Origin of the sequence: Pseudomonas sp. BIC9C (assembly GCF_034541995.1) — a bacterium.
Lineage (GTDB): Bacteria > Pseudomonadota > Gammaproteobacteria > Pseudomonadales > Pseudomonadaceae > Aquipseudomonas > Aquipseudomonas fluorescens_CC.
On sequence record NZ_JAWDGM010000001.1, the window covers coordinates 2,154,603 to 2,180,729 of the forward strand.

General features: G+C 60.4%; 24 protein-coding genes and 1 pseudogene. 10 read left to right on the top strand and 15 right to left on the bottom strand.

Annotation, left to right across the window (positions count from 1 at the left end; genetic code table 11):
• Positions 1 to 49 precede the first annotated feature (49 nt).
• Complete coding sequence (gene cadR, locus RS887_RS10040) at positions 50 to 499, top strand: Cd(II)/Pb(II)-responsive transcriptional regulator (protein WP_322615213.1); 450 nt, start codon at positions 50 to 52, stop codon at positions 497 to 499.
• Positions 500 to 636: 137 nt separating this feature from the next.
• Here the strand turns inward: cadR and RS887_RS10045 are convergent, their stop codons facing one another.
• From RS887_RS10045 to RS887_RS10055, 3 genes are all read right to left on the bottom strand, one after another.
• Positions 637 to 1,608: a thymidylate synthase gene (locus tag RS887_RS10045; protein ID WP_322615214.1), complete on the bottom strand. Its 972-nt coding sequence runs from the start codon at positions 1,606 to 1,608 to the stop codon at positions 637 to 639.
• A 48-nt stretch (positions 1,609 to 1,656) separates the two neighbouring features.
• Complete coding sequence (gene lgt / locus RS887_RS10050; RefSeq protein ID WP_085716334.1) at positions 1,657 to 2,469, bottom strand: prolipoprotein diacylglyceryl transferase; 813 nt, start codon at positions 2,467 to 2,469, stop codon at positions 1,657 to 1,659.
• Between the two features lie 97 nt (positions 2,470 to 2,566).
• On the bottom strand, positions 2,567 to 3,349 hold the full coding sequence (locus RS887_RS10055; RefSeq protein ID WP_043302498.1) for a sulfite exporter TauE/SafE family protein: 783 nt from the start codon (positions 3,347 to 3,349) through the stop codon (positions 2,567 to 2,569).
• Positions 3,350 to 3,483: 134 nt separating this feature from the next.
• On the opposite strand from RS887_RS10055, the gene RS887_RS10060 reads away from it, so the two are divergent.
• Positions 3,484 to 4,230 carry an NRDE family protein gene (locus RS887_RS10060; RefSeq protein WP_322615215.1) on the top strand — a complete coding sequence of 249 codons (747 nt, stop codon included), beginning with the start codon at positions 3,484 to 3,486 and terminating at the stop codon, positions 4,228 to 4,230.
• Between the two features lie 130 nt (positions 4,231 to 4,360).
• Here RS887_RS10060 and ptsP read toward each other — a convergent pair whose 3' ends face one another.
• Positions 4,361 to 6,640 (bottom strand): phosphoenolpyruvate--protein phosphotransferase, encoded by a 2,280-nt coding sequence (gene ptsP / locus RS887_RS10065; RefSeq protein ID WP_111285321.1) that lies wholly within the window; start codon positions 6,638 to 6,640, stop codon positions 4,361 to 4,363.
• Positions 6,641 to 6,662: 22 nt separating this feature from the next.
• Positions 6,663 to 7,142: an RNA pyrophosphohydrolase gene (locus tag RS887_RS10070; RefSeq protein ID WP_003229203.1), complete on the bottom strand. Its 480-nt coding sequence runs from the start codon at positions 7,140 to 7,142 to the stop codon at positions 6,663 to 6,665.
• Between the two features lie 143 nt (positions 7,143 to 7,285).
• Between RS887_RS10070 and RS887_RS10075 the strand changes: the two genes are divergently transcribed.
• Entirely contained in the window at positions 7,286 to 7,942 is a 657-nt protein-coding gene (locus tag RS887_RS10075; protein WP_111285319.1) for an HAD family hydrolase, read from the top strand.
• Positions 7,943 to 8,070: 128 nt separating this feature from the next.
• On the opposite strand, the gene RS887_RS10085 is transcribed toward RS887_RS10075, so the two are convergent.
• Together RS887_RS10085 and ilvA are read right to left on the bottom strand one after the other, a co-directional pair.
• Positions 8,071 to 8,496, bottom strand: coding sequence for a DUF2269 domain-containing protein (locus RS887_RS10085; RefSeq protein ID WP_322615216.1), 426 nt, complete (start codon positions 8,494 to 8,496; stop codon positions 8,071 to 8,073).
• A gap of 39 nt (positions 8,497 to 8,535) precedes the next feature.
• Complete coding sequence (ilvA, locus tag RS887_RS10090; RefSeq protein WP_322615217.1) at positions 8,536 to 10,050, bottom strand: threonine ammonia-lyase, biosynthetic; 1,515 nt, start codon at positions 10,048 to 10,050, stop codon at positions 8,536 to 8,538.
• A gap of 269 nt (positions 10,051 to 10,319) precedes the next feature.
• Here ilvA and rpiA point away from each other — a divergent pair, with 269 nt between their 5' ends.
• The gene (rpiA, locus tag RS887_RS10095) at positions 10,320 to 10,994 is read left to right on the top strand and encodes a ribose-5-phosphate isomerase RpiA (protein WP_111285313.1); all 675 of its coding nucleotides are present in this window, start codon (positions 10,320 to 10,322) and stop codon (positions 10,992 to 10,994) included.
• 146 nt (positions 10,995 to 11,140) lie between these two features.
• Here the strand turns inward: rpiA and RS887_RS10100 are convergent, their stop codons facing one another.
• From RS887_RS10100 to RS887_RS10115, 4 genes are all read right to left on the bottom strand, one after another.
• Complete coding sequence (locus RS887_RS10100) at positions 11,141 to 12,058, bottom strand: SdiA-regulated domain-containing protein (RefSeq protein ID WP_322615218.1); 918 nt, start codon at positions 12,056 to 12,058, stop codon at positions 11,141 to 11,143.
• A gap of 118 nt (positions 12,059 to 12,176) precedes the next feature.
• Positions 12,177 to 13,103 carry an SdiA-regulated domain-containing protein gene (locus tag RS887_RS10105; RefSeq protein ID WP_322615219.1) on the bottom strand — a complete coding sequence of 309 codons (927 nt, stop codon included), beginning with the start codon at positions 13,101 to 13,103 and terminating at the stop codon, positions 12,177 to 12,179.
• A gap of 257 nt (positions 13,104 to 13,360) precedes the next feature.
• The gene (locus RS887_RS10110) at positions 13,361 to 14,026 is read right to left on the bottom strand and encodes a fumarylacetoacetate hydrolase family protein (protein WP_007995532.1); all 666 of its coding nucleotides are present in this window, start codon (positions 14,024 to 14,026) and stop codon (positions 13,361 to 13,363) included.
• A gap of 39 nt (positions 14,027 to 14,065) precedes the next feature.
• Positions 14,066 to 15,460, bottom strand: a complete 1,395-nt coding sequence (locus tag RS887_RS10115) for an FAD-binding oxidoreductase (RefSeq protein WP_057398791.1) — start codon at positions 15,458 to 15,460, stop codon at positions 14,066 to 14,068.
• Positions 15,461 to 15,822: 362 nt separating this feature from the next.
• Between RS887_RS10115 and serA the strand changes: the two genes are divergently transcribed.
• Together serA and RS887_RS10125 are read left to right on the top strand one after the other, a co-directional pair.
• On the top strand, positions 15,823 to 17,052 hold the full coding sequence (gene serA / locus RS887_RS10120) for a phosphoglycerate dehydrogenase (RefSeq protein WP_322615220.1): 1,230 nt from the start codon (positions 15,823 to 15,825) through the stop codon (positions 17,050 to 17,052).
• A 122-nt stretch (positions 17,053 to 17,174) separates the two neighbouring features.
• Positions 17,175 to 18,501: pseudogene (locus RS887_RS10125) on the top strand (IS4 family transposase).
• 45 nt (positions 18,502 to 18,546) lie between these two features.
• Here RS887_RS10125 and RS887_RS10130 read toward each other — a convergent pair.
• The gene (locus RS887_RS10130) at positions 18,547 to 18,972 is read right to left on the bottom strand and encodes a DUF4399 domain-containing protein (protein ID WP_008015365.1); all 426 of its coding nucleotides are present in this window, start codon (positions 18,970 to 18,972) and stop codon (positions 18,547 to 18,549) included.
• Positions 18,973 to 19,106: 134 nt separating this feature from the next.
• Here RS887_RS10130 and RS887_RS10135 point away from each other — a divergent pair, with 134 nt between their 5' ends.
• On the top strand, positions 19,107 to 19,691 hold the full coding sequence (locus RS887_RS10135) for a transporter substrate-binding domain-containing protein (protein WP_322615221.1): 585 nt from the start codon (positions 19,107 to 19,109) through the stop codon (positions 19,689 to 19,691).
• Positions 19,692 to 19,800: 109 nt separating this feature from the next.
• Here RS887_RS10135 and RS887_RS10140 read toward each other — a convergent pair whose 3' ends face one another.
• Both RS887_RS10140 and RS887_RS10145 read right to left on the bottom strand, forming a co-directional pair.
• Positions 19,801 to 20,298, bottom strand: a complete 498-nt coding sequence (locus RS887_RS10140; protein WP_322615222.1) for a DUF523 domain-containing protein — start codon at positions 20,296 to 20,298, stop codon at positions 19,801 to 19,803.
• 2 nt (positions 20,299 to 20,300) lie between these two features.
• Positions 20,301 to 20,933: a 2OG-Fe(II) oxygenase gene (locus RS887_RS10145; protein WP_322615223.1), complete on the bottom strand. Its 633-nt coding sequence runs from the start codon at positions 20,931 to 20,933 to the stop codon at positions 20,301 to 20,303.
• Between the two features lie 108 nt (positions 20,934 to 21,041).
• Here RS887_RS10145 and RS887_RS10150 point away from each other — a divergent pair, with 108 nt between their 5' ends.
• Entirely contained in the window at positions 21,042 to 21,794 is a 753-nt protein-coding gene (locus tag RS887_RS10150) for a DUF2059 domain-containing protein (protein ID WP_322615224.1), read from the top strand.
• A gap of 129 nt (positions 21,795 to 21,923) precedes the next feature.
• Here the strand turns inward: RS887_RS10150 and RS887_RS10155 are convergent, their stop codons facing one another.
• Entirely contained in the window at positions 21,924 to 22,871 is a 948-nt protein-coding gene (locus RS887_RS10155; protein ID WP_322615225.1) for an alpha/beta hydrolase, read from the bottom strand.
• A gap of 96 nt (positions 22,872 to 22,967) precedes the next feature.
• Between RS887_RS10155 and RS887_RS10160 the strand changes: the two genes are divergently transcribed.
• Together RS887_RS10160 and RS887_RS10165 are read left to right on the top strand one after the other, a co-directional pair.
• Positions 22,968 to 23,564, top strand: coding sequence for a DUF6436 domain-containing protein (locus RS887_RS10160; RefSeq protein ID WP_322615226.1), 597 nt, complete (start codon positions 22,968 to 22,970; stop codon positions 23,562 to 23,564).
• Positions 23,565 to 23,652: 88 nt separating this feature from the next.
• Complete coding sequence (locus RS887_RS10165) at positions 23,653 to 26,052, top strand: penicillin acylase family protein (RefSeq protein WP_322615227.1); 2,400 nt, start codon at positions 23,653 to 23,655, stop codon at positions 26,050 to 26,052.
• The last annotated feature ends 75 nt before the right edge of the window (positions 26,053 to 26,127 follow it).

Genomic DNA, 26,127 nt, shown 5'->3' on the forward strand with positions numbered 1-26,127 from the left:
AGCCACTATAGGGTCAAGCACCCTTTCTGGAGTTTTGGAGATTGGCGTCATGAAAATTGGAGAATTGGCGAAACTCACGGACTGCGCCGTGGAAACGATCCGCTACTACGAGCGCGAGAACCTTCTGCCGGAACCGGCCCGCAGTGACGGCAATTATCGCGTCTACACCCAGGCCCACGCCGAGCGCCTGACGTTCATCCGCAACTGTCGCACCCTCGACATGACGCTCGAAGAAATCCGCAGCCTGCTGGCGTTTCGCGACAGTCCGCAGGATCAGTGCGAAAGCGTCAACGCGCTGATCGACGAGCACATCCATCACGTCAAGGCGCGGATTGACGGCTTGCTGGCCTTGCAGACACAACTGTTCGACCTGCGCCAACGCTGCGGCGAGCGGCCGGGTGTCGATCAATGTGGGATTTTGCAGCGGCTGGAAGTAAGCGGCGGGGTTGTGGCGACGGAGGTGGAGCATTCTCATATAGGCCGCAGTCACGGCCATTGAGATCACCACCTCCCCCCTGTAGGAGCAAGCTTGCTCGCGATGGTCGTGAACGATGACGCGTTTTGTCTGATAAAACGCGTCGTCCTTGAGTTCATCGCGAGCAAGCTCGCTCCTACAGGGGGGGATGGTGTGAAGCGTTAGACTGCCATCGGCGCAGTCATCGGCGCGTGGTGTTCGTAGCCTTCCAGCGAAAAATCACTCGGCTCCACCAGCTCCAGCCATTCCGGCTGATACACACCCGTCTTGGCAAACTCCGGCACACGGTCGGAAATCACCAGTTTCGGCATCGGGAACGGCTCGCGCTTGAGCTGTTCGTTGAGCATGTCCAGGTGGTTTTCGTAGACGTGGGCATCACCGATGAAATAGGTGAACCAGCGCGGCGTGTAGCCCGTCAGACGACCGATCAGGCTCAGCAGCGCTGCACCTTCGGTGAGGTTGAACGGCGTGCCAAGGCCCAGGTCGTTGGAGCGGATGTAGAGCGTCAAGGAAATCTCCCTGGTCTCGACATTCGGGTGGAACTGGTACAGCAGGTGGCACGGCGGCAGGGCCATTTCATCAAGCTGGGCGCAGTTCCAGCCGTGGAACAGGATGCGACGGCTGCCCGGATCCTTGATGATGGTATCGACGCACTGACGGACCTGATCGATGGCCTTGTACAGCACCACGTAGGCCTGGCCGTCTTCCTCACCTTCGGCGATCTGACGGTAGCCTTGCTTCAGGGTCTGCTCGATGGCGGCCTGGTTGCTGACCGGGATCTGCTTGTACGCCGGCCATTTGCGCCATTGCACACCGTAGATTTCGCCGAGGTCGTCTTCGCCCTGACGGAACGGGTTGGCCAGCCACTGGGCGTTTTCGTTGGCGTTCTGGTCCCAGACCTTGCACCCCAGGGCGCGGAATTCGGCGGCGTTATTCACGCCCCGCAGAAAACCGCACATTTCGCCGATGGCCGATTTGAATGCCATTTTGCGCGTGGTGATCGCCGGGAAACCTTCCTGCAGGTCATAACGCAGCATAGCGCCAGGGAAACTGATGGTGTTCACGCCGGTACGGTTGGCCTGCTTGGTGCCGTTCTTGATGACGTGGGCGACCAGTTCGAGATATTGCTTCATGAGTTACCTGTTTCCTTGAACCCGCAGCCATCGCTACGGGATTCGAATTTATACGGCTGCCGCTGGAGATGCCGGGGCGCGGTGATACGCCAGCCAGATCAGCAACAGACCACCGACGATCATCGGCACGCACAGCACCTGGCCCATGGTCAGCCAGTTCCAGGCCAGATAGCCCAGTTGCGCGTCCGGTACGCGGACGAACTCGACGATGAAACGGAAGATGCCATAGAACAGCGCGAACATCCCGGAGACCGCCATGGTCGGCCGTGGTTTGCGCGAGAACAGCCAGAGGATCAGGAACAGCGCCACGCCTTCGAGGGCGAACTGGTACAGCTGCGAGGGGTGACGCGGCAGCTGCGCCGGGTCGCTGAACGGCGGGAAGATCATCGCCCAAGGCACGTCGGTCGGCTTGCCCCACAACTCGGCATTGATGAAGTTGCCGATACGCCCGGCACCCAGGCCAATCGGCACCATCGGCGCGACGAAATCCATCAGCTGGAAGAACGACTTGTTGTTCTTCTTGCCGAACCACAACGCCGCCAGCATCACACCGATGAAACCACCGTGGAACGACATGCCGCCCTTCCACACTTCGAAAATCAGTGTCGGATTGGCGAGGTAGGCATGCAGATCGTAGAACAGCACATAACCCAGTCGCCCGCCGACGATCACCCCCATCGACATCCAGAACACCATGTCGGAGAGTTTCTCCTTGGTCCAGGTCGGGTCGAAGCGGTTCAAGCGGCGGGACGCCAGCAGCCAGGCGCCGCCGATGCCGATCAGGTACATCAGACCGTACCAGTGGATTTTCAGCGGACCGATGGCCAGGGCCACCGGGTCGATCTGCGGGTAAGGCAGCATTGCGACTCCTCGTTAGAGTTCAAATCTTAAAAATTCCCGGGCGACGCTGCCACCTCAGGATTAAGCCAGGATTGCGCTGTGCGTCAGAGCAGATGCTTCAGACTAGAAAGTTCAGGCCGACGCAGAACAGCAAAGCGGCAAACAGCCTTTTCAGCAACTTCGGCGACAACCTGTGGGCCAGTCGCGCGCCCAATCGGGCGAACACCATGCTGGTCAGGGCAATGCCCAGCAACGCCGGCAAATAAATGAAACCGAGACTATGGGCCGGGAGCAACGGATCGTGCCAGCCCAGAATCATGAAACTTAATGCACTGGCCAGGGCGATCGGCAGACCGCAGGCCGATGAGGTGGCCACGGCTTGCTGCATCGGCACACTGCGCCAGGTCAGGAATGGCACGGTCAACGAACCGCCGCCAATGCCGAAAATCGCCGAAGCCCAGCCAATCACGCTGCCGGCCAGGGTCAGACCGAGTTTTCCCGGCACGGTTCGGCTGGCCTTGGGCTTGACGTCCAGCGCCAGCTGAGCAGCAATCACCAGGGCGAATACACCAATGAGTTTCTGCAGGTTGGGGCCGGAAATCGCTTCCGCCGTCAGGGCGCCTAACCCGGCACCGAGCAAAATGCCGACGGTCATCCACATGAAGATCGGCCAAAGCACGGCGCGACGGCGGTGATGCTCACGTACCGCATTGACCGAGGTGAAGATGATCGTCGCCAGGGAGGTACCCACTGCCAGGTGCGTGAGGATCGACGGATCGAACCCTTGGGCCTTGAAGCTGAACACCAGCACCGGGACGATGATGATCCCGCCACCCACGCCAAACAGCCCGGCGAGTACACCTGCACAGGCACCGAGCGCCAGATAGAGCAGAAATTCCATGGTTGTCCCGCCCGCATCCCCAAAACCGGAGCGGCATGGTAACGGATGCATGGCCTCAAGCTCCACTGTGCAAGGCGATGGATCGATGAGCGATGTCTGCGTAGAGTGGGCAAAAAACACACAAGGACTCCCTTATGTGCCTGATTGTTTTTGCCTGGCGCCCGGGTCATGCCCAGCCGCTGGTCGTGGCGGCCAATCGCGATGAATTCTACGCCCGCCCCAGCCTGCCTCTGGCGCCATGGCCTGAAGCGCCGCACGTACATGCGGGACGCGACCTCGAGGCCGGTGGCACCTGGCTCGGTGTCGGCGCCAACGGACGTTTTGCGGCGCTGACCAACATCCGCGATCCCCATCGACCACCAGGGCGCAAGTCTCGTGGAGAACTGGTGGCGCGATTTCTCACCGGGGAAATGCCAATTGACCACTATTTAGCCGACGTTGTCGACCGATCGACGGAATATGGTGGTTTTAACCTACTGATTGGCAACACCCACGAGCTCTGGCACTTCAACGCCCGGGAATCGAACGCGGTGATGCTGGCGCCGGGGATCTACGGGTTATCCAATGCCGGGCTGGATACGCCCTGGCCGAAGTTGCTCAAGGCCAAGGCTGCATTGCGCGAGGTGCTGGATGATCCGCAGCCTCAGGCGCTGTTGGCATTATTGAGCGATGCGCAGACCGCACCGTTTGCCGAGCTGCCGGATACCGGAGTGGGGCTGGCCACCGAGACGTTGCTGTCGAGCGTGTTCATTGCCAGTCAGAGTTATGGAACGCGGGCGAGTACGGTGTTGATTGTGCAGGCGGATGGGGCGCGGCATATGGTCGAGCGCAGTTTCGGGCCGTATGGGGGGCACCTGGGGGAAGTGGAGATCAGGCTTTAGATTTGTAGCATCTTGACGGACGCCATCGCGGGCAAGCCCGCTCCCACAGTAGATTGTGTAGATTCATAGTTTTGTGAACACCACAAAACCCTGTGGGAGCGGGCTTGCCCGCGATGGGCACACCGCAGATTTAGAGGGGCTTGACCGAAGCCGGATTGATCATCCGCGCCAGCCCGAGGTTCTTCAGCGCCAGCTGCAACGAGCTGTGAATCACTTGCGGGTTGTCGATGGTCATCAGTTCCGCCAGCAACTCCTTGGCCTTGCTCAGATTGATCTGACGCAGCATCCACTTCACTTTCGGCAAGTTGGTGGCGTTCATCGACAGGCTGTCGAAACCCATTGCCATCAACAGTACGGCCGCCGCCGGGTCACCGGCCATTTCGCCGCAGATGCTCACCGGCTTGCCTTCGGCATGGGCGTCGCGCACGACGGTTTGCAAGGCTTGCAGCACCGCCGGGTGCAGGTAGTCGTAAAGATCGGCCACCCGCGGGTTGTTGCGATCCACTGCCAACAGGTACTGGGTCAGGTCGTTGGAACCGACCGAAAGGAAGTCCACTTGCCGCGCCAGTTCCTTGGTCTGATACACCGCCGCCGGAATCTCGATCATCACGCCAACCGGCGGCATCGGTACGTCGCAGCCTTCGTCGCGCACTTCGCCCCAGGCCCGGTGGATCAGGTGCAGGGCTTCTTCCAGCTCATGGGTGCCGGAGATCATCGGCAGCAAAATCCGCAGGTTGTTCAGGCCTTCACTGGCCTTGAGCATGGCCCGGGTCTGCACCAGGAAAATTTCCGGGTGGTCGAGGGTGACGCGAATGCCGCGCCAGCCGAGGAACGGGTTGTCTTCCTTGATCGGGAAGTACGACAGCGACTTGTCGCCGCCGATGTCCAGGGTGCGCATGGTCACCGGTTGCGGGTGGAACGCGGCGAGTTGCTCGCGGTAGATCGCCAGTTGTTCCTTTTCGCTCGGGAAGCGCTGGTTGATCATGAACGGCACTTCGGTGCGGTATAGCCCGACGCCCTCGGCACCACGCTTCTGCGCCCGCGCCACGTCGGCCAGCAAGCCGGTGTTGACCCACAGCGGCATGCGGTAGCCATCGACCGTGATACACGGCAGATCGCGCAACGCATCCAGCCCCAGGGCCAGTTGTTTCTCTTCCTCGACCACTTCGGCGAACTGCTTGCGCAGCACGTCACTGGGGTTTGTATAGACCTCGCCCCGGTGCCCATCGACGATCATGTCGATGCCATCGACTTTGGAATACGGCAGATCGACCAGGCCCATTACCGTCGGAATACCCATGGCGCGCGCCAGGATCGCGACGTGGGAGTTACCCGAGCCGAGTACCGAAACCAGGCCCACCAGCTTGCTTTCCGGAACCTCGCCGAGCATCGCCGGCGTCAGTTCCTCGCTGACCAGAATGGTGTTGTCGGGGTAGACCAGGGTTTGCTGGCGCTCTTCCTGCAAATAAGCCAGCAAGCGCCGACCGAGATCCTTGACGTCCGAGGCACGCTCGCGCAGGTAAGCGTCGTCCATCAATTCGAAACGGTTGACGTGATCGGTGACCACCTGGCGCAACGCGCCCTGTGCCCACTGACCGGTCTTGATCACCGTGGTGACTTCGTTGCCCAGCGCGGCATCGTCGAGCATCATCAGGTAGACGTCGAACAAGGCCCGCTCTTCCGGGCGCAACTGCGTGGCAAGCTTGGCGGACAAGGCGCGCATGTCGGCGCGTACGCCTTCGATCGCGGTCTTGAACAGCCCCAGCTCGGCTTCGATGTCAGAGATGCTCTTGTCGGGCACCACGTCCAGGTCCGCCGGTGGCAGCATGACCACCGCGGTGCCGACCGCCGCACCCGGCGAACCCGGCACGCCGATGAACTTGGCTTCCTGGATGCCTTTGCCCTGACGGCCCAGGCCGCGGATCGAACCGGTGGCTTCGGCGTGGGCGATAACCCCGGCGAGCTGCGCGCTCATGGTCACGAGGAAGGCTTCTTCACCCTCATCGAACTGGCGGCGTTCTTTTTGCTGGATGACCAACACGCCGACGACGCGGCGGTGGTGAATGATCGGCGCCCCGAGGAACGAGGCGTAGCGCTCCTCGCCGGTTTCGGCGAAGTAGCGGTAGCGCGGGTGATCCGCGGCGTTCTCGAGGTTCAGGGGTTCTTCACGCGTGCCGACCAGGCCGACCAGACCTTCATTGGGGGCCATGCTGACCTTGCCGATCGAGCGCTTGTTCAAGCCCTCGGTGGCCATCAGCACGAAACGGTTGGTCTCGGGGTCAAGCAGGTAGACCGAGCAGACCTGGCTGCCCATGGCCTCTTTGACGCGCAACACAATAATCCCCAACGCCGCCTTGAGATCCTTGGCGGAGTTAACTTCCTGGACGATCTTGCGCAGCGTATTGAGCATGGCTCGGGGTCGAACTCCGTCGTCAGTCGCGCGCTAAAAGGCGCGGGGCAAGCTCTTTGAGAGCGCGTCGATACACCTCGCGCTTGAATGTCACCACCTGGCCCAACGGATACCAATAGCTGACCCAGCGCCAGCCATCGAACTCCGGTTTACCGGTCAAATCCATCCGCACCCGCTGCTCGTTGGAGATCAGGCGCAGGAGAAACCATTTCTGTTTCTGGCCGATGCACAGCGGTTGGCTGTGGGTACGTACCAGACGTTGCGGCAAACGATAGCGCAACCAGCCCCGGGTGCAGGCGAGAATTTCAACATCTTCGCGCTCCAGGCCTACTTCTTCGTTCAGCTCGCGGTACAAGGCGTCTTCCGGCGTCTCTTCGGGGTTGATTCCCCCCTGCGGAAACTGCCAGGCATCCTGATTGATTCGGCGAGCCCATAGCACCTGGCCGGCGTCATTCGTCAGAATGATCCCGACATTGGGGCGAAAACCATCGGGGTCGATCACGGCAACAACCTCGCAAACGCATGTCGCCGCATTGTTCCACAAAGGTCGTGAAGGCGGCAACGAAGGTTCCTACCTTATGTGCACTCTTGTGAAAAGACCGTATTCTTGTCGCCTTTTTACTGACTTTTCAGCGGGTAACTGCAATGCGCCTGGCTTTATTCGATTTGGACAACACCCTTCTGGGCGGTGACAGCGATCACGCCTGGGGCGATTACCTGTGCGAGCGCGGCTTTCTCGACGCCGTTGCCTACAAGGCTCGCAACGATGCGTTCTATCAGGATTACCTGGCCGGCAAACTGGATAACGCTGCTTATCTGAACTTCTGCCTGGAAGTCCTCGGTCGCACCGAAATGGCCACGCTGGATCAGTGGCACAGCGATTACATGCGCGACTGCATCGAACCGATCGTGCTGCCCAAGGGACTTGAGCTGCTGAAGAAGCACCGCGATGCCGGCGACAAACTGGTGATCATCACGGCGACCAACCGCTTCGTCACAGGTCCCATTGCCGAGCGCCTGGGCGTCGACACCCTGATCGCCACCGAGTGCGAAATGGTCGATGGCCGCTACACCGGACGCAGCACCGATGTGCCGTGCTTCCGCGAAGGCAAGGTGACAAGGCTCAATCGCTGGCTGGAGGAAACCGGGTATACGCTGGAAGACAGCTATTTCTATAGCGACTCGATGAACGATTTGTCGTTGCTGGAGCAGGTGACTAACCCGGTGGCGGTTGATCCGGACCCGAACCTGCGGGCCGAGGCGGAGAAGCGTGGCTGGCCGGTGATTAGCCTGCGCGGCTGATATCGCCTTACTGTAGGAGCGAGCTTGCTCGCGAAAAACTCTAGATTGCTGCGGGGAGCCAGGCGCCCCGCGTTATCGTTAACGAGCATCGCGAGCATCGCGAGCAATCGAGCGTCGACCGGCTGCTCCTACACAGGCTTGGCGCCCATCAACCCGGCAATGGCGACAAAGCAGACAAAGCTGAACAACGCCAAGGCAAAGGTGAATTTACCCACGCTCCCCGGCGCCTTGCGCAACTTGTTCAGCCGCACCAGCAACCAGAACCACGCCAGCGCCGCCACGGTGTAAAGCACGCTGGAGGCCAGCAACCAGGTCTGACCCAGCGGCCAGCCCACCAGATGCACCATCCACCAGCCGCTAAACGGCATGCTCAGCAGCGCCAGCCCCATCAACAGCCAGACAAATACGCGTGGCCGTTGCAGGGTGCGGCTTCCCGCCGTCGCATCACCGTTGCGCCGCGCAAGCAAAACCCAGACTCCCAGACCCAGCGCACAAGCCAGCAGTACAACCGTTGCCACCATGTGCGCCGTTTTCAGGGCAGTTAACGTTTCCATTGTTCGATTTCCTTATGACCTGCCCATCAGCGTAGCCCTTCAGCCAAGAAACAGCTGATAGGCCGGGTTGTCGCTTTCGTCCCAATACGGGTAGCCGATTTCTTCCAGCGCCGCCGGCACCAGGTGGCGCTCGTCGTGGGGCACTTGCAGGCCCGCGACGACCCGGCCATCCGCCGCGCCATGGTTGCGGTAGTGGAACATCGAGATGTTCCAGCGCCCGCCGAGCTTGTTGAGGAAGTTGAACAGCGCGCCCGGACGCTCCGGGAATTCGAAACGCAGAATCACTTCATCGACCACATGCGCTGCACGCCCGCCCACCATGTGGCGGATGTGCAGCTTGGCCAGTTCGTTGTCGGTCAGGTCCAGCACCGGAAAACCTTGCTCGCTCAGGCTGGCGATCAGTGCGCTGCGCGGGTCGTTTTCCGGGTGGGTCTGTACACCGACAAAGATGTGCGCTTCGCTGCCGGTGTTGTAGCGGTAGTTGAACTCGGTGATCTGGCGCTTGCCGATAGCCTCGCAGAACGCCTTGAAGCTGCCCGGTTTCTCGGGAATGGTCACGGCGATGATGGCTTCGCGGCCCTCGCCCAGCTCCGCACGCTCGGCGACGTGGCGCAGGCGATCGAAGTTGACGTTGGCCCCGGAGTCGATGGCCACGAAGGTCTGGCCGCTGACACCGTACTGCTCGACATACTTCTTGATCCCGGCCACGCCCAAGGCGCCGGCAGGCTCGGTGATCGAACGGGTATCGTCGTAGATATCCTTGATGGCAGCACAGATTTCGTCGGTGCTGACGGTGATCACTTCATCGACATGATCTTTACAGATGTCAAAGGTGTGCTGACCGATCTGGGCCACCGCAACACCGTCGGCGAAGAGGCCCACGGTCGGCAACACCACGCGCTCGCCCGCCGCCATGGCGGCTTGCAGGCAATTGGAGTCATCCGGTTCGACGCCAATGATCTTGATGTCCGGGCGCAGGTACTTCACGTACGCGGCGATGCCGGCGATCAGGCCGCCGCCGCCGACCGGGACGAAAATCGCATCCAGCGGCGCCGGATGCTGGCGCAGAATCTCCATGGCCACGGTGCCCTGCCCGGCAATGGTGTGGGGATCGTCGTAGGGGTGAATGTAGACGTAGCCTTTTTCATCGACCAGTTTCAGCGAGTAAGCCAGGGCTTCCGGGAACGAATCGCCATGCAGCACCACTTTACCGCCGCGGGAACGCACGCCTTCGACCTTGATCTCCGGGGTGGTCTTGGGCATGACGATGGTCGCCTTCACACCCAGCACCTTCGCCGCCAGGGCCAGGCCTTGGGCATGGTTGCCCGCCGACGCGGTGACCACGCCGCGAGCGCGCTCTTCGTCGCTCAACTGGGTCAACTTGTTGTAGGCGCCGCGAATCTTGAACGAGAACACCGGCTGCAAGTCTTCGCGCTTGAGCAAAATACTGTTGCCCAGCCGCTCGGAGAGCTGACGGGCAGTCTGCAACGGGGTTTCTACGGCAACGTCATAAACGCGCGAGGTGAGGATCTTTTTGACGTACTGTTCAAGCATCGGAAAGCATCACTGAGCGGGTTGGGCAGGACCACGGAGTCTAACCCGGCTTTTGTCCGCACGACCACCTGTTGTAGGAGCGAGCTTGCTCGCGAGAAACCCAAAGGCGCCGCGGGGTACCTGGTTTTACGCGTTATCGTTCACGTCCATCGCGAGCGAGCTCGCTCCTACAGGGAACGGTCACGAACCGCCAATCGGGCAATGACCTTCCCCGCCCCGAAGCCTATAATGCCGGCCTTTCGTTCTCTCTTCGGCACCTCGGAGCCCGCATGAACCAGGATCAACTCAAACAGGCAGTGGCTCAGGCCGCCGTCGACTTCATCCTTCCGAAACTCGACGACAAGAGCATCGTCGGGGTCGGCACCGGCTCCACCGCCAACTGCTTCATCGATGCCCTGGCCCGACACAAGGGCGCATTCGATGGCGCCGTCGCCAGCTCCGAAGCCACCGCCGCGCGCCTCAAGGGCCACGGGATTCCGGTGTACGAACTGAACACCGTCAGCGATCTGGAGTTCTATGTCGACGGCGCCGATGAAAGCGACGAGCACCTGAACCTGATCAAGGGCGGCGGCGCTGCCCTGACCCGCGAGAAGATTGTCGCGGCCGTGGCCAAGACGTTCATCTGCATCGCCGATGCCAGCAAACTGGTGCCGGTCCTCGGTACCTTCCCTCTGCCGGTGGAAGTGATCCCGATGGCCCGCAGCCACGTGGCCCGGGAGCTGGTAAAGCTCGGTGGCGACCCGGTTTACCGCGAAGGCGTGCTGACCGACAACGGCAACATCATCCTCGACGTGTTCAACATGCAGATCACCCATCCGGTGGAGCTGGAGACGCAGATCAACGCGATCGTCGGCGTGGTCACCAATGGTTTGTTCGCGGCGCGTCCGGCGGATCTGTTGCTGCTGGGTACGAGCGAAGGCGTGAAGACACTGCGCGCTGAGTAACCAAGACCGCCCACATTTTTGTGGGCAGATGAAAAAACCTGTGGGAGCGAGCTTGCTCGCGATTGCTGACGATCAGTTGATATCTATGTCGACTGATACGCCGCTATCGCGAGCAAGCTCGCTCCCACAGTGTTTTGTGGTGTTGGTTAGGGCTGCGCCGGTTTCTTGAAGACGTAAAACAGGTTCGGCTCACTGACGAGGTACAACGTACCGTCGTCATCAACGGCGATCCCCTCCCCTTGCGGCACGTTTTTTTGCAGACCCTGGCTCCCCTTGCTCAATGACATTGTGCTCAGCGGACGCCCATCCACATCCAGCTCCAGAATCAACCGCGACTCATCCGACAGCGCCAGCAAATGCCCGCTGCGTTCGTCGTATTGCAGGCTCGACAGGTCCCGTACAAACAACCCGGCATCACGCTTGGGGTCGTTGATCACGTGCACCGAGTAGGACTCTTCAGGGTTGAAGCGCGGAAAGCCGTGCACCTCGTAGATCAGCATCGGATCGCGCTCCTTGGCCACGAACAGGCGCTTGCCCGCTGAATCGTAAGCCAACCCCTCGAAGCCCTTGTTGCTGCCCATGTGTATGCCGATGGTCATTTGTTCGGCGTCTGCCGCGTCGACGAAGGTCGTGTCCTGCTCCAGATGAATCCTGATAAGCCGCTGCTGGCTTTCGTCGGTGACCACGTAGGTGTCAGCACTGATGAACTCCACCGCCTCCGGATCGCCGAAACCGACCAGTGCCACGCGGCGCAAAACCCTGCCATCGAGGGACAACTCGATCAACTCGCTTCGCTTGTTGGTCACGGTGAACAGGCTTTTGCGTACAGGGTCGTAGGTCAGTGCTGAAACGTTGTCAGCCAGGCCATCGATCACCAGCGCTTCAGTCACGACCTGGTATTGGTCCAGGTCCATGGACCGGGAACTCACCGGCTGCCATAGCGTATGCAGATTGAACCAGGCGCGCTCGAACAGGCGCTGGTACTGGGCGATCGCTATCAACGCGATCAGCGAGACCACCAACAGGATCAGAATCAGGGATTTGGGGCGGGCAAATCGACGCATTCGGGCGGGCTCAGGGTAAAGACAGGCGGATGAAATATCACGCCTGTCTGAACTGAAGCTTAATGGCCACGGGCCCGATCCTACAACCGAGCACAGGCAATCCTGTAAATCGTAAACGTCAGTGCTGTTTTTCGAAGCGATAAAACAGGTTCGGCTCACTCACCATGTACAGCGTGCCCGCCTCATCCATAGTCACGCCTTCGGCACGCGGAATGGTATTTTTCAAGCCGTTGAAGCCACGCAACAGCGTCATGAAACTGACCTGTTCACCCTTCTTGTCCAGCTCCAGCAACAGGTGCGAGTCGGCGGACAGCACCAGCATGTGGCCGGTCCGCGGGTCGATGGCCAGTGCCGACAGGTTGCGCATATCCAGTGCATGACTGGCCAGCTTCAGCTTGTCACCGGTAAGGACCTTGCCGTCACCTTTCCAGGTAAACAATGCCGGCGGACGCTCTTCGCCAAGCACCAGTTGCTGATTGAGCGGATCCCAGGTAACACCCTCAAAGGCTTTGTTCTGGTCTTTGGAAGGGCCGAGGTCGTACTTCGGGAAATCGGCGATGTTCAGTTCGCGGGTGTCGGCATCAACCTTGACGATCGCGATCAGATGGTCGCGCTCATCGACAATGGCCAGTCGGCCGTCGCCCAGCACGGTGACACCCTCGGGGTTGCTCCAGCCAACCAATGGCATTTTGCGCAGCACATCGCCCTGCAAGTTCAACTCGACCAGGAACGGGTTCTTGCCCATGACCGAAAACAGGGTTTTGGTCTGGGGGTCATAGGCAAGGTCCGATGCTTCGTCCTTCTCCATCCCCGGCAACTGCTTGGCGTCGATCACTGCCCGATAGTCCGGAAGCCAGATACTGGCCTGGCGCTCGGCCGGGCTTTTGAACTGCTCTTTCACCCAGAGCACGCCCCGCGCATCCCAGTGCATGGCAAATGCAACGCCGTAGGCGACAACGGCCACCAGCAGTAGCCAGATTTGCCAACGCAGGGCGAAGCGTGAGCGGTGGGCAGGTTTAAGCGTGGAAAGCGGAGGAGTGGCCATTGGGGAATGCGTTCCAGAAATTCAGGCTAGGGGTAATAGCACAGTTTGCGGCCGGCTCAGAGGCCGAATGCCCTGAAATTATCCAGACAGGATGTGAAAAAAACGGGAAATGACAGGGTGAGTCTTTTACAGGCCACCACAAAACCAATGTGGGAGCGAGCTTGCTCGCGAAGAGGGAGTGACGGTCAACATAGGTGTTGCCTGACACACCGCTTTCGCGAGCAAGCCCGCTCCCACAGGGTACAGCGGTGTTACAACTAGCGAACGCTGCTGGTAAACCGGCTGGCGCCCGGCAACTCCAGAACGATCTCATCACCGACATTCAGCGGCCCAACGCCTACTGGCGTGCCGGTAAGGATCACGTCCCCGGCCTGCAACGAGAAGCAGCCGGCCATGTGCTGGATCATCGGCACGATCGGGTTGAGCATGGCGCTGCTGTTGCCGTCCTGGCGCACTTCGCCATTGATGGTCAGGCGGATGCCGATGTCGGTCAGGTCGGCAAAGGTGCTGCCGGACACGAACGGAGCAATCACTGCCGCACCGTCGAAGGACTTGGCGATTTCCCAAGGCAAACCCTTGGATTTCAGCTCGGCCTGCTTGTCGCGCAGGGTCAGGTCCAGGGCTGGAGCGAAACCGGAAATGGCGTCGAGTACTTCTTCACGACTCGGCTTGGTCGACAACGGTTTGCCGATCAAGACCGCGATTTCCGCTTCGTAATGCACCGAACCGCGCTCGGTCGGAATACTGAAACCGCCTTCCAGCGGCACCACGCAACTGCCCGGTTTGATGAACAGCAGCGGCTCGGTCGGCACCGGGTTATCCAGTTCCTTGGCGTGTTCCGCGTAGTTACGGCCGATGCACACCACTTTCCCCAACGGGAAATGAATACGCGTACCGTCGACATACTGGTGCTGATAGCTCATTACCGACTCCTGCCTTCATTGATGCTTAAGGGGTGCAGCTCAAACCGCGAAGATCTTGCCCGGGTTCATGATGCCGTTCGGGTCGAACACCGCCTTGACCGCTTTCATGTACTCGATCTCGACGGGTGAACGGCTGTAGGTCAAGTAGTCACGCTTGGTCATGCCCACGCCGTGCTCGGCGGAGATCGAACCGTTGTATTTCTCGACGGTTTCGAACACCCACTTGTTGACGGTGGCACACTTGGCGAAGAACTCATCCTTGCTCAGGTTATCCGGCTTGAGGATGTTCAAGTGCAGGTTGCCGTCGCCGATGTGGCCGAACCAGACGATTTCGAAGTCCGGGTAGTGTTCGCCGACGATCGCGTCGATTTCCTTCAGGAACGCCGGGACTTTCGACACGGTGACCGAGATGTCGTTCTTGTACGGCGTCCAGTGGGAAATGGTTTCGGAGATGTATTCGCGCAGCTTCCACAGGTTCTGCAACTGGGTTTCGCTCTGGCTCATCACGCCATCCAGCACCCAGCCCTGCTCGACGCAGTGCTCGAAGGTCTCCAGGGCGTGGTTGGCCACTTCTTCGGTGGTCGCTTCGAATTCCAGCAGCGCATAGAACGGGCAGTCGGATTCGAACGGCGCCGGCACATCGCCACGGGCCATGACTTTGGCCAGGGCCTTGTCGGAGAAGAATTCGAAGGCGGTCAGGTCGAGCTTGCTCTGGAAGGCGTGCAGCACCGGCATGATCGAGTCGAAATCGGCGGTACCAAGGACCATTGCAGTGAGGTTTTTCGGCGCGCGGTCCAGGCGCATGGTCGCTTCGACCACGAACCCGAGGGTGCCTTCGGCACCGATGAACAGCTGGCGCATGTCGTAGCCGGTGGCGTTCTTGATCAGGTCGCGGTTCAGCTCCAGTACATCGCCCTTGCCGGTGACGACTTTCATGCCAGCCACCCAGTTACGGGTCATGCCGTAACGAATCACCTTGATCCCGCCGGCATTGGTGCCGATATTGCCGCCAATCTGGCTGGAACCTGCCGAAGCGAAGTCCACCGGGTAGTACAGGCCTTTTTCCTCGGCCGCGTTCTGCAGCTGCTCGGTGACCACGCCCGGCTGACACACGGCGGTGCGGTCAGTGAGGTTCACGTCGAGGATCTGGTTCATGTAGTCGAACGACACGACCACTTCGCCATTGGCCGCCACGGCAGCGGCGGACAACCCGGTACGACCGCCGGATGGCACCAGCGCCACCTTGTGCTTATTGGCCCACAGGACAATGGCCTGGACCTGCTCGGTAGTCTTGGGGAACACGATGGCGGTCGGGGCCGGGGCGAAATGCTTGGTCCAATCCTTTCCGTAAGCATTCAGGGAGTCGGCATCGGTCAGCACCTTGCCAGGCTCAACCAGGGTCTTCAGCTCATCAATCAGGGCAGGATTGGTCATCGACAGAACTCTCGAACAATTCATGGTCATCCTGAGAACGCTTCACGTCGCAGGAATGAGTGTTTAGCGGGGCGCATATGCTAGCATACCGACCCCGCAGGATAGTGCCCAACGGCTGTTCTGCGGCGACGGCTTTCCTGCCGTCCGGGTCAGCTCCCGTGCCCTGTTTCACACCTACGTTCCTCTTTTGACGAGTGGCTGTTGTCGTCAAGCAAGGCGCCGCGACGAGTCATAGCCCGCTATGGCGAGGAGCGACAACGCAGCTTGACGGCAACAGACGCCGTCAAAAAGGGACAGTAGGTGTGAAACAGGGCGCCCGCTCCCTTCCCTGCCATTTTTCTCCGGGATACAGGTTTACGCAGATGAGCAAGACTTCTCTCGATAAGAGCAAGATCAAGTTCCTTCTTCTCGAAGGCGTCCACCAATCGGCTGTCGACGTCCTCAAGGCGGCGGGCTACACCAGCATCGAGTACCTCACTGGTTCTCTGCCGGAAGCCCAGCTCCAGGAAAAGATCGCTGATGCTCACTTCATCGGCATTCGCTCGCGCACTCAACTGACCGAAGAGATCTTCGATCACGCGAAGAAGCTGGTGGCTGTAGGGTGTTTCTGCATCGGCACCAACCAGGTCGACCTGGACGCTGCCCGCGAACGCGGCATCGCGGTGTTCAACGCTCCGTACTCCAACACCCGCTCCGTAGCGGAACTGGTGCTGGCCGAAGCGATCCTGCTGTTGCGCGGCATCCCTGAGAAGAACGCTTCCTGCCACCGTGGCGGCTGGATCAAGAGCGCGGCCAACTCCTTCGAAATCCGTGGCAAGAAGCTGGGTATCGTCGGCTACGGCTCGATCGGTACTCAACTGTCGGTCCTGGCGGAAGGCCTGGGCATGCAGGTGTACTTCTACGACACCATCACCAAGCTGCCATTGGGTAACGCCACTCAGGTAGGCAACCTGCACGAGCTGCTGGCGATGTCCGACATCGTTTCGCTGCACGTACCGGAAACCGCCGCCACCCAGTGGATGATGGGCGAGAAGGAAATCCGCGCGATCAAGAAAGGCGGCATCCTGATCAACGCCGCCCGCGGCACCGTGGTCGAACTGGACGCCCTGGCGGACGCGATCAAGGACAAACACCTGATCGGCGCGGCCATCGACGTATTCCCGGTGGAGCCACGCTCCAACGACGAAGAGTTCGAAAGCCCGCTGCGCGGCCTGGACAACGTGATCCTGACCCCGCACATCGGTGGCTCTACCGCTGAAGCCCAGGCCAACATCGGTCTGGAAGTGGCGGAAAAACTGGTCAAGTACAGCGACAACGGTACTTCGGTATCGTCCGTGAACTTCCCGGAAGTGGCCCTGCCGGCTCACCCTGGCAAGCACCGCCTGCTGCACATCCACGAAAACATCCCGGGTGTGATGAGCGAGATCAACAAGGTCTTCGCCGAAAACGGCATCAACATCTCCGGTCAGTTCCTGCAGACCAACGAGAAGGTCGGCTACGTGGTGATCGACGTCGACGCCGAGTACTCGGACCTGGCGCAAGAGAAGCTGCAACACGTCAAGGGCACCATCCGTAGCCGGGTGTTGTTCTGATCGCGACTTGAGCGACAAAAAAAGGGAGCCTTCGGGCTAATGCCGATCAGTTAAGCCTCGTCGCTTGACCTTTGGCCGCAAGAAATCAAAATCCGATGCCTGAATAGGCATCGGATTTTTTTATGCGTCTGGCTCGGGCACTGGAACTAACCCACAACTTCGTCTCGACTCCCAATTCCATTGAGGGATTGACTCGTTGCTTGATCCCTCTCTGGTCGAGCAAGCGTTGGAACAGGCCGGCGTAGCCACCCTTCGCAAGCGGCGTCTGCCCTTGGAAATGATGCTCTGGTGCGTCATCTCCATGGCGTTTTTCCGGCGCATGTCGGCGTGGGATGTGGTCAGTCGCATGAACATCATGCTGCCCGGGCAACGCCCACTGGTCGCACCCAGCGCCGTAGTCCAGGCCCGTCAACGATTGGGTAGCGAGGCCGTACGACAAGTCTTCGATCTGACGCAGAAAAGCTGGCATGAAGGCCGGCCATCCGACCTGGGCCGGATTGCGTTTACTGGGGTCGACGGTGTCGTCTGGCGAACGCCCGATACACCCAAAACCGTGCGCGTTACGACTCCGCCAGCAACCAGCATGGCGATACCGGTTTTCCTCAGGTGCGCATGGTTTGCCAAATGGAGTTGACCAGCCATTTGCTGATCGGCAGTGCTTTTGATGGCTATCGCAGTAACGAAATGAAACTGGCAGAGCAACTGATCGACACCACGCCAGATCACTCGCTGACGCTGTTTGATCGCGGTTTCTACTCCTTGGGGTTGCTGCACCAATGGCAGCAGGTCGGCACTGAGCGGCATTGGCTGATGCCGCTGCGTAAAGGTGCGCAGTACGAAGTGATTCAGCGCTTGGGGCGTCAGGATGCGGTGGTCTCGCTCAGCACTTCGCCGCAGGCCCGCAAGCAGTGGCCAGGCTTGCCAGAGCGCCTAACCGCAAGGCTCCTAAGCAAGACCGTAAAGGGCAAGGTCTGTCAGATTTTGACGTCGATGGTCGATCCGCTGCGTTTCCCATCCGATGAAATCGTCGACCTATACAGCCATCGCTGGGAAATCGAATTAGGATTCAGGGAAATGAAACAGACACTGCTCAACAGCAGCTACACGTTGCGTAGCAAGACGCCCGAGATGATCGAGCAAGAGTTGTGGGGCGTGTTGCTGGGCTACAACCTGTTGCGTTATCAGATGGTGGAAATGAGCCGCCATTGTCCGGGCATCCATCCGTGCGAGCTAAGCTTCACCGCGTGTACTTGGGCGATCCTGGGTTTTATCAATGGCGTTTCTGCGGATCGCTCAGGGAACATCCCCAAATACCTCGCCGAATTGCATGCCTCGGCCCCGCACTATGTACTGCCGCATCGCCGGGAAGAGCGGGTTTATCCGCGAGCTATCAGGCTGAAATCCCCGAAGTATCCGATCAAAAATAAAAATGCCAGTCAGCTTAACTGACTGGCATTAAGCCTTCGGGCTCCCTTTTTCATTCACGTAACAACGTTATTTGACGTTGACGGTGATCTTCTCGGAAACGATCGGCGGATCGAACGGCATGTGGTTGCTATCGCCCAGTTCAAGCTGCAGGGTGTGCTTGCCCGGCGTGAGCGTTATTTCAGCCTGGGTCTGCGCACCGCCGAAATGCAGGTGGTTGGCATCCTTGGGGATCGGCGCACCGGCGGCTGGCAGCTCATCGACGTCGATCAGCACGTGGTGATGACCGGTGTTCTTGGTGGTATCGCCCGCCGGTGCCAGGGCAATGTTCTCGACCGCGAACTTGACGACGACTGTTTGTGGAATCGTCGCACCGTCCTTGGGAGAAACGATGGACACTTCGGCGCCTTTCGGAGCTGGCGTTGCAGCACTGGCCAGCACTGAAACACCCATCAACAGGCCAGCCAAAGCAGCACGTGACATAAAGGTTTTCATTCTCTTCTCCAGTTTTTCCGTAAAATCCGCGTGGTCATGACAACTTCAGAGCCATTTGTTGTCGAAGGCACTCGACAACCATAGCAAAGCGAGCCTGAATCAGAGGGTCGCGATAAAAATTCAAAGGAGTGACCATGCGCTTTCTGCCTGGCCTGATCTGCCTGCTACCCCTTTTGAGCCCTTTGGCTCATGCCGAACTGATTGACGACGTGAACGACCGCGGCGAATTGCGCATTGCCCTTGAAGCCAATACACCCCCCTTCAATTTCAAGGAAGACGGCAATCTTGCGGGCTTCGAAGTCGAACTGGGTCAAATGCTGGCCAACGAACTGGATGTGCGCGCTGACTTTGTCGTCACCGATTCCAACGATCTGTTGACCGGTGTTGAAAGCGGCAAATACGACATCGCCATCAATCACATAGCAGAGACCCCCGATCTAAAGGATCGTTTCGATTTCAGCGAGCCTTACATTCAAACCCATGCGCAGTTGATCGCGCAGAAAGAAGAGCCGCGCTCCATTCTGCTGGTGCAGTCGCTGACAGAAGAGAAACCCAAGACCAACCCGGCCGTGAACCTGGCGATTCCGTTTCAGAAGGGTAATCCGGCGTTCCATGCCAGCCTGGAAAACGCATTGCAGCGGATCAAGGATGATGGGCGACTGCAAGCACTGGAGCAGAAGTGGTTGGGGGCGGATGCGGGGGTTGCACCGAAGCCATGAATTACGAGTTAAACCTGTGGGAGCGGGCTTGCCCGCGATGAGGCCAGCAGCTCCAACACACATGCTGAATGTGCAGCCACCATAGAGGGCAAGCCCGCTCCCACAGGGTTTACAGTGATTGTAAATCCTGCGCAGCCAGGGCCTGAGCGGCTTCAATCAGTTCCTGCTCGCTGAAGACTTGAACGCCATGGCGCTTGAGCAGCGCCGCCGTCACGCCTTCGCCACTGACCTTCACGCCGCTGAACGTCCCGTCATAGGTCAGCAGATTGCCGCAGGACGGGCTGTTGGCCTTGAGGACGGCAATGCGGATGTCATGCTTTTGCACCAGCTCCAGAGCCTGATACGCCCCCGACAAAAACGCCGTACTGACGTCCTCGCCTTCGGTAGTGATCACCAACGCCTGGCCATCGAGGACTTGCGCGCCCTGCCCGCCTGGAATTTCCGCTGCGGGTCGTGGCGTTGGCAAGCCGCCGGCGACCTCCGGGCACAACGGCACGACCCGCCCCTCATCAAGCCACTGCTGAAGCTGATCGAACGGCCCGCTGGCCCCGCCGTCGTAACGCACGCGGTGGCCCAACAGGCAGCGGCTGACGAGAATTTTTCGCATGATCAGAACGGCTCGTTGCCGCGCCGGCGGAACCAGCCGGTCAGCGACAGGCGATCCCGGGTCGCGGGCAGGACTTCGTGGGGAACCTCTCCGGAGAGAAACACCACCAGACAGCCGCCGATAGGTTGCACATCGTGGACGCGATCATTGTCGAGGTACATGCGTAACTGGCCGCCGTGTTCGGGAAGCCAGCCGTCATTAAGGTAAACCACCGCCGAAACCATGCGCCGGTCGTCATCGCGAAAGCGGTCGACGTGCTGCAGGTAGAACGCCCCGGGTGGGTACATCGCAAAATGGCTTTCGAAATCCTCCAGGCCGAGAAACAGGCCGCGATTGATCGCCTCGCGCAGGCTGTCCATCAAACTCAGATAGCTGTCGCAAGCCTCGGCCTGGCCGGGGTCGATCCACTGGATATGGTCGCCACGAATCCCTTCGCGGATCTCCGATGAGGGCCCGCGGCCCACCGCGGCAGGAGCCAGCTCACCCTCGGCAGCACGTTTACGACACTCGGCCGCCAGCGCTCGGGTCAGGTCCTGAGGCAGGAAAATATTCTGCTGCGACCAGCCGTGCTCGGCCAGGTCGTCGACGATTCGTAACAGCAGCGGGTGATCAGAGGATATTTGCATGCCGCGCATAGTATTCCTGTGCCTGAAAATCCGACAGAGCCGCGCAGCGGGTTGATACGAATTCTCGACAAGTACGGATGCCGCACGGAGAATAGTCGCCTGCTGACTGGAGTCCCTATGCGCCGTTTGCTTTTATCACTGCTGATGTTCTGCGTTTTGCCCGCCTGGGCAGACGGCCACGACCAGTTGTACAAGGTCGCCGGCTGGCCGGAACAACGCGCGCACTTCAACGACGCCCTCTCGGCTGCTCAGCAACGCTACCAGGGCAGCCTGCCACCGGCGGTGTTTCAGGCACTGGTCAGTAACAGCAATCAGCGTTTTTCCCCCCAGGCCGTGGACCGGCGCGCCGAAGCGCAATTGCGCAAGAACCTCGCCGACCCCAAACCCGCGCTGACATTTTTCCAATCACCCCTGGGCAAGAAAATCATCGCCGCCGAGTTGCTGGCGACCCGTCGCGACCAACTGGCGAAAAACGCCAAGGGCCTGCCGAAAATGCAGGCCAGCGACAGCCGCATGCTGATCATCGGCCATTTGGCACAAGCCCTGCCCGCTCGCGAGGCCGGCGCCGAAGTCAGCCTGGCGATTGCCGGTGTTGCCGCCGACAGCTTGAGCTCGATGATCCCGGGGTTGCTCGCTGCCGGTCAGGCCCAGGGCATGCTCAACGGCCAGCGCCAGCGCCTGATGGACCAGATCGGCAGCGATCTCAACAACACACTGCTGTATGTCTATCGCGACCTGTCGGACGACGAGCTGGAAGAGTTCGCGACCTTTGCCGAATCGGCAGAAGGCCAGGCTTATTATCAAGCTGCGCTGGCGGCGATTCGGGCGGGTTTGGCGGTGGGGCAGAGCAATTCGAACCTGACCCAGTGATTTTCGGCACCTGACAGATCGCTATCGCGAGCAAGCTCGCTCCCACAGTGTTTTGAGTCAACCCAGAATTTTGTGATCACCGCAAAACCTGTGGGAGCGGGCTTGCCCGCGATGGGGCCGGAACAGTCACTAAGAATTTCGGCCCTTGATCCGCCGGGTCAAAAACCCGAAATACTCCTGCCGCATCACCAACGTTTCATTCGCCAGATGATGCCGTGCCTCGGGCAGCATCAGCACCTGCGGCCGATCAAACTTGCCCCGCAACACTTCCAGGTTGTGCTCCCAATCCACCGTCATATCGGCCTGCCCCTGCACGATCAGCGGCCGGCGGGTACTCATGGGGGCGGCCTCGATGCGTTTGATCCAGCGTGCCAACGCGCCCACCCAGGCTGTCGGCAAGCGCAGCGGCTGCAACGGATCGGCCTGCAGGAACGGCAGAAAGGCCGGGTCGTTGGAGTTCTCGCTGAAACGCCGGGCAATGGCTTTGACGAAAGGCTTGAGCAAGTAGTAACTCAGCTGCGACCAACCCCACGCCCGCGGCCGCACCAACGGCGACAGCAGAATCACCTGGCCCTGGGCCGGGCTGTTCGCCCCCGCATTCAACACATGATCGATCACGATCGCCCCGCCGGTACTCTGCCCGCACAGGTGCCACGGTTGCGGCAAGTCGAGGGATTGCGCCTCGCGGAACAGCCCTTGCAACGCGTCCTGATACTCGGCGAAATCCTTGATGCTCGCCCGCTCACCACTGGACAAGCCATGCCCCGGCAAATCGCAGGCAATCACCGCAAAGCCCTGGTCCAGCGCCCACTCGATCACATGCCGGTAGAGCCCGGTGTGATCGTAGAAACCGTGGATGACAAACAGCGTCGCCTTCGCCTGCTCGGGCCACCAGAACTGGCTGACCAGTTCATAACCATCGACATCGAATCGCCCAAGACCGCTGCGCACCTGACGCGACGCAAAATCCAGCCCGTAGAACTGCTGGTAAGCCTGCGCTTGCGCCGACAACGGCTGCCCGGCCGCCAGCGGCAGCAAGCCTGCACGTAGAAGATCGGGGTCGAAAGTAGCCGGCATGGACGATTCCAGAGCGTGAAACGGACTTTATAGGCCTGCGATATTCTTCTGTCGCGGCAAGCATGGCAAGCTAGCCGGCCTTCGAGGACTGAACCGATGCGCCCGCCCTTTCGCACCACCCTGTTTGCCAGCCTGCTCGCCGTGGTGTGTGCCGGCGTGTTGTGGGCGGCCTACGACTGGTTCCAGGGGCGTTACCTGCGGGCGTTCAGCGAGCACACGGCGATGTTTTCCGGTGATCCGCTGCGCCTTCCCGAATCCCTCGCCGGTCCCGGCGCCATCCGCCTGGTGCATTTCTGGGACCCGGCCTGCCCGTGCAATGTCGGCAATCAACAGCACCTGGCCGAACTGGTCGAGCGCTATGCACCCCATGGCGTTGAGTTCTATGCCGTGCAAAAACCCGGTAGCCATGGCCAGTTGCCAAGCACCTTGAGCAGCCTCAAGACCATCGACATCCTGCCCGGCTCCGAGCAGATCCCCGCCAGCCCGGCCGTGGCGATCTGGGATCGCAGCGGCAAACTGGCGTACTTCGGCCCGTACAGTGAAGGCCTGACCTGCAACTCCAGCAACAGCTTTATCGAGCCCATCCTGCAAGCGCTGGACGAAGGCCGTGCAGTGAGTGCCACGCACACACTGGCCGTGGGTTGTTACTGCCCGTGGCCTGTCGATCCAGCGAAGCAGGGAAAGACGCGGTAAAACGAATCCCTCCTACGGGCGATGCGCCAAATCGGCGCGCCGTGTTACACAGTGGCCCCTGGAATCACAATAAAAACAAGGAGTCGCCATGAAACGCAGCCTGACCGCTCTCGCTCTGTTGATCGTCGTGCTGGCCGCCGGGGCCAGCGGGTACCTCTACAGCAAGCAGCCGTCACGCCAGGGCATGGTGGAACTGCAACACCTGCAAGGCTCCGTCACCGTGCGCTACGACGAGCGTGGCGTCCCGCACATCCGCGCCGACAACGAAATCGACCTGTACCGCGCCCTCGGCTACGTGCATGCCCAGGACCGCCTGTTCCAGATGGAGGTCCTGCGTCGCCTGGCCCGTGGCGAACTGGCTGAAGTGCTCGGGCCGAAACTGCTCGACACCGACAAACTGATGCGCAGCCTGCGCATTCGCGAGCGTGCCGAAACCTATCTGGCGAATCTCGACAAACAATCGCCCTCCTTCATCGCCATGCAAGCCTATCTGGACGGCATCAACCAGTATCAGGACAGCCACGCCAAACCCGTGGAATTCGATGTGCTGGGTATTCCCAAGCGCCCATTCACCGCCCAGGACACCATCAGTATTGCCGGGTACATGGCCTACAGCTTTGCCGCGGCCTTTCGTACCGAACCCCTGCTGACATTCGTACGCGATCAACTGGGGCCCGAATACCTGAACATCTTCGATCTCGACTGGCAGCCAAAAGGCGTGCTCAACGGGCCCGCGCCCGCCTTGGCCAGCGCCGACTGGAAAGACCTCAACGCCCTCGCCCGCCTGAGCGAACAGGCCTTGGCTGACAACGGCCTGCCACAGTTCGAGGGCAGCAACGCCTGGGTTGTCGCGGGCAGCCAGACCCAAAGCGGCAAGCCGCTGCTGGCGGGTGATCCGCATATCCGTTTTTCCGCGCCGTCGGTGTGGTACGAAGCACACCTCTCGGCACCGGGCTTCCAACTCTACGGCCACTATCAGGCTTTGATGCCGTTCGCCTCCCTGGGCATGAACCACGATTTCGGCTGGAGCATCACCATGTTCCAGAACGACGATCTCGATCTGATTGCCGAGAAGGTCAATCCGGACAACCCCAACCAGGTCTGGTATCGCGGCAATTGGGTGGACATGACGACCAGCGAGCAGCAGATCGCGGTCAAGGGTCAGGCCCCGGTCACTCTGGTGCTGCGCCAGTCGCCTCACGGCCCGATCGTCAACGATGCCTTGGGCAGCGCCGTCGGCAAAACACCGATTGCCATGTGGTGGGCTTTTCTCGAAAGCCAGAACCCGATCCTGGAGGGCTTCTACCAGCTCAATCGCGCCGACACCCTGGCCAAGGCTCGCGGTGCCGCGGCAAAAATCCAGGCCCCGGGCCTGAACGTTGTCTGGGCCAATGCCAAGGGTGACATCGGCTGGTGGGCGGCGGCGCAATTGCCTAAACGCCCGGCGGGTGTACGCCCGTGGTTCATCCTCGACGGCAGCACCGCCGAGGCGGACAAGGATGGCTTCTACCCATTCAGCGCCAACCCCCAGGAAGAAAACCCGGCGCGGGGCTACATTGTCTCGGCCAACTTTCAGCCGGTATCACCGACCGGCATGGAGATTCCCGGTTATTACAACCTTGCCGATCGCGGCCAGCAGCTCAATCGCCAGCTCAGCGACAAAGCCATGAAGTGGAATCTGGAAAACAGCCAGAAGCTGCAACTGGGCACCACCACCGCCTACGGCCCGCGCCTGCTGGCACCGCTGTTGCCTGTGTTGCGCGAAGTGGTGAAGGATCCCGCCGAACTCAAACTGGTGGAGCAACTGGCCCAGTGGAAAGGCGATTACCCGCTCGACTCGAGCAGCGCCACGCTGTTCAACCAGTTCCTGTTCAACCTGGCTGACGCGACGATGCGCGATGAGCTGGGTAACGACTTCTTCGAAACGCTGCTCTCGACCCGGGTGATCGACGCTGCGCTCCCCCGCCTGGCCGCCACTGCCGATTCACCGTGGTGGGACAACCGCAGCACCCTCGGCAAGGAAACCCGTGCCGATACGGTGAAGGCTGCCTGGCAAGCCAGCCTCGCGCACCTCAAGAGCACCCTCGGCGCCGACGCCTCGCAATGGCAGTGGGGCAGCGCGCACACGTTGACCCATGGCCATCCGCTGGGGCAGCAAAAGCCGCTGGACCTGTTCTTCAATGTCGGTCCCTTCGCCGCACCCGGCAGTCATGAAGTGCCGAACAACCTCTCGGCGAAAATCGGACCGGCACCCTGGCCCGTCACCTACGGCCCCTCGACCCGACGCCTGATCGACTTCGCCGACCCGGCCCACAGCCTGACCGTCAACCCGGTTGGCCAGAGCGGTGTACTGTTCGACCGTCACTTCGACGATCAGGCCGAAGCCTATATCGAAGGGGTTTACTTCCAGGCACATCTCAATGATGAAGAGGTCTCGGCCAATACTCGCAGTACCTTGAAGCTGCTTCCGGCGCGGGCTGCGCAGTAAATCTTCGCCGGGCGGGCCGGCCCCTTCGCGAGCAAGCCCGCTTGTATGGTAGGACTTGAAGGGAGGAGGAGGGAC

Excerpts from the sequence above, each read along its gene's own strand:
- cadR (WP_322615213.1), top strand. The coding sequence starts at position 50 with ATGAAAATTGGAGAATTGGCGAAACTCACGGACTGCGCCGTGGAAACG.
- RS887_RS10045 (WP_322615214.1), bottom strand. The coding sequence starts at position 1,608 with ATGAAGCAATATCTCGAACTGGTCGCCCACGTCATCAAGAACGGCACC.
- lgt (WP_085716334.1), bottom strand. The coding sequence starts at position 2,469 with ATGCTGCCTTACCCGCAGATCGACCCGGTGGCCCTGGCCATCGGTCCG.
- RS887_RS10055 (WP_043302498.1), bottom strand. The coding sequence starts at position 3,349 with ATGGAATTTCTGCTCTATCTGGCGCTCGGTGCCTGTGCAGGTGTACTC.
- RS887_RS10060 (WP_322615215.1), top strand. The coding sequence starts at position 3,484 with ATGTGCCTGATTGTTTTTGCCTGGCGCCCGGGTCATGCCCAGCCGCTG.
- ptsP (WP_111285321.1), bottom strand. The coding sequence starts at position 6,640 with ATGCTCAATACGCTGCGCAAGATCGTCCAGGAAGTTAACTCCGCCAAG.
- RS887_RS10075 (WP_111285319.1), top strand. The coding sequence starts at position 7,286 with ATGCGCCTGGCTTTATTCGATTTGGACAACACCCTTCTGGGCGGTGAC.
- RS887_RS10085 (WP_322615216.1), bottom strand. The coding sequence starts at position 8,496 with ATGGAAACGTTAACTGCCCTGAAAACGGCGCACATGGTGGCAACGGTT.
- ilvA (WP_322615217.1), bottom strand. The coding sequence starts at position 10,050 with ATGCTTGAACAGTACGTCAAAAAGATCCTCACCTCGCGCGTTTATGAC.
- rpiA (WP_111285313.1), top strand. The coding sequence starts at position 10,320 with ATGAACCAGGATCAACTCAAACAGGCAGTGGCTCAGGCCGCCGTCGAC.
- RS887_RS10100 (WP_322615218.1), bottom strand. The coding sequence starts at position 12,058 with ATGCGTCGATTTGCCCGCCCCAAATCCCTGATTCTGATCCTGTTGGTG.
- RS887_RS10105 (WP_322615219.1), bottom strand. The coding sequence starts at position 13,103 with ATGGCCACTCCTCCGCTTTCCACGCTTAAACCTGCCCACCGCTCACGC.
- RS887_RS10110 (WP_007995532.1), bottom strand. The coding sequence starts at position 14,026 with ATGAGCTATCAGCACCAGTATGTCGACGGTACGCGTATTCATTTCCCG.
- RS887_RS10115 (WP_057398791.1), bottom strand. The coding sequence starts at position 15,460 with ATGACCAATCCTGCCCTGATTGATGAGCTGAAGACCCTGGTTGAGCCT.
- serA (WP_322615220.1), top strand. The coding sequence starts at position 15,823 with ATGAGCAAGACTTCTCTCGATAAGAGCAAGATCAAGTTCCTTCTTCTC.
- RS887_RS10130 (WP_008015365.1), bottom strand. The coding sequence starts at position 18,972 with ATGAAAACCTTTATGTCACGTGCTGCTTTGGCTGGCCTGTTGATGGGT.
- RS887_RS10135 (WP_322615221.1), top strand. The coding sequence starts at position 19,107 with ATGCGCTTTCTGCCTGGCCTGATCTGCCTGCTACCCCTTTTGAGCCCT.
- RS887_RS10140 (WP_322615222.1), bottom strand. The coding sequence starts at position 20,298 with ATGCGAAAAATTCTCGTCAGCCGCTGCCTGTTGGGCCACCGCGTGCGT.
- RS887_RS10145 (WP_322615223.1), bottom strand. The coding sequence starts at position 20,933 with ATGCGCGGCATGCAAATATCCTCTGATCACCCGCTGCTGTTACGAATC.
- RS887_RS10150 (WP_322615224.1), top strand. The coding sequence starts at position 21,042 with ATGCGCCGTTTGCTTTTATCACTGCTGATGTTCTGCGTTTTGCCCGCC.
- RS887_RS10155 (WP_322615225.1), bottom strand. The coding sequence starts at position 22,871 with ATGCCGGCTACTTTCGACCCCGATCTTCTACGTGCAGGCTTGCTGCCG.
- RS887_RS10160 (WP_322615226.1), top strand. The coding sequence starts at position 22,968 with ATGCGCCCGCCCTTTCGCACCACCCTGTTTGCCAGCCTGCTCGCCGTG.
- RS887_RS10165 (WP_322615227.1), top strand. The coding sequence starts at position 23,653 with ATGAAACGCAGCCTGACCGCTCTCGCTCTGTTGATCGTCGTGCTGGCC.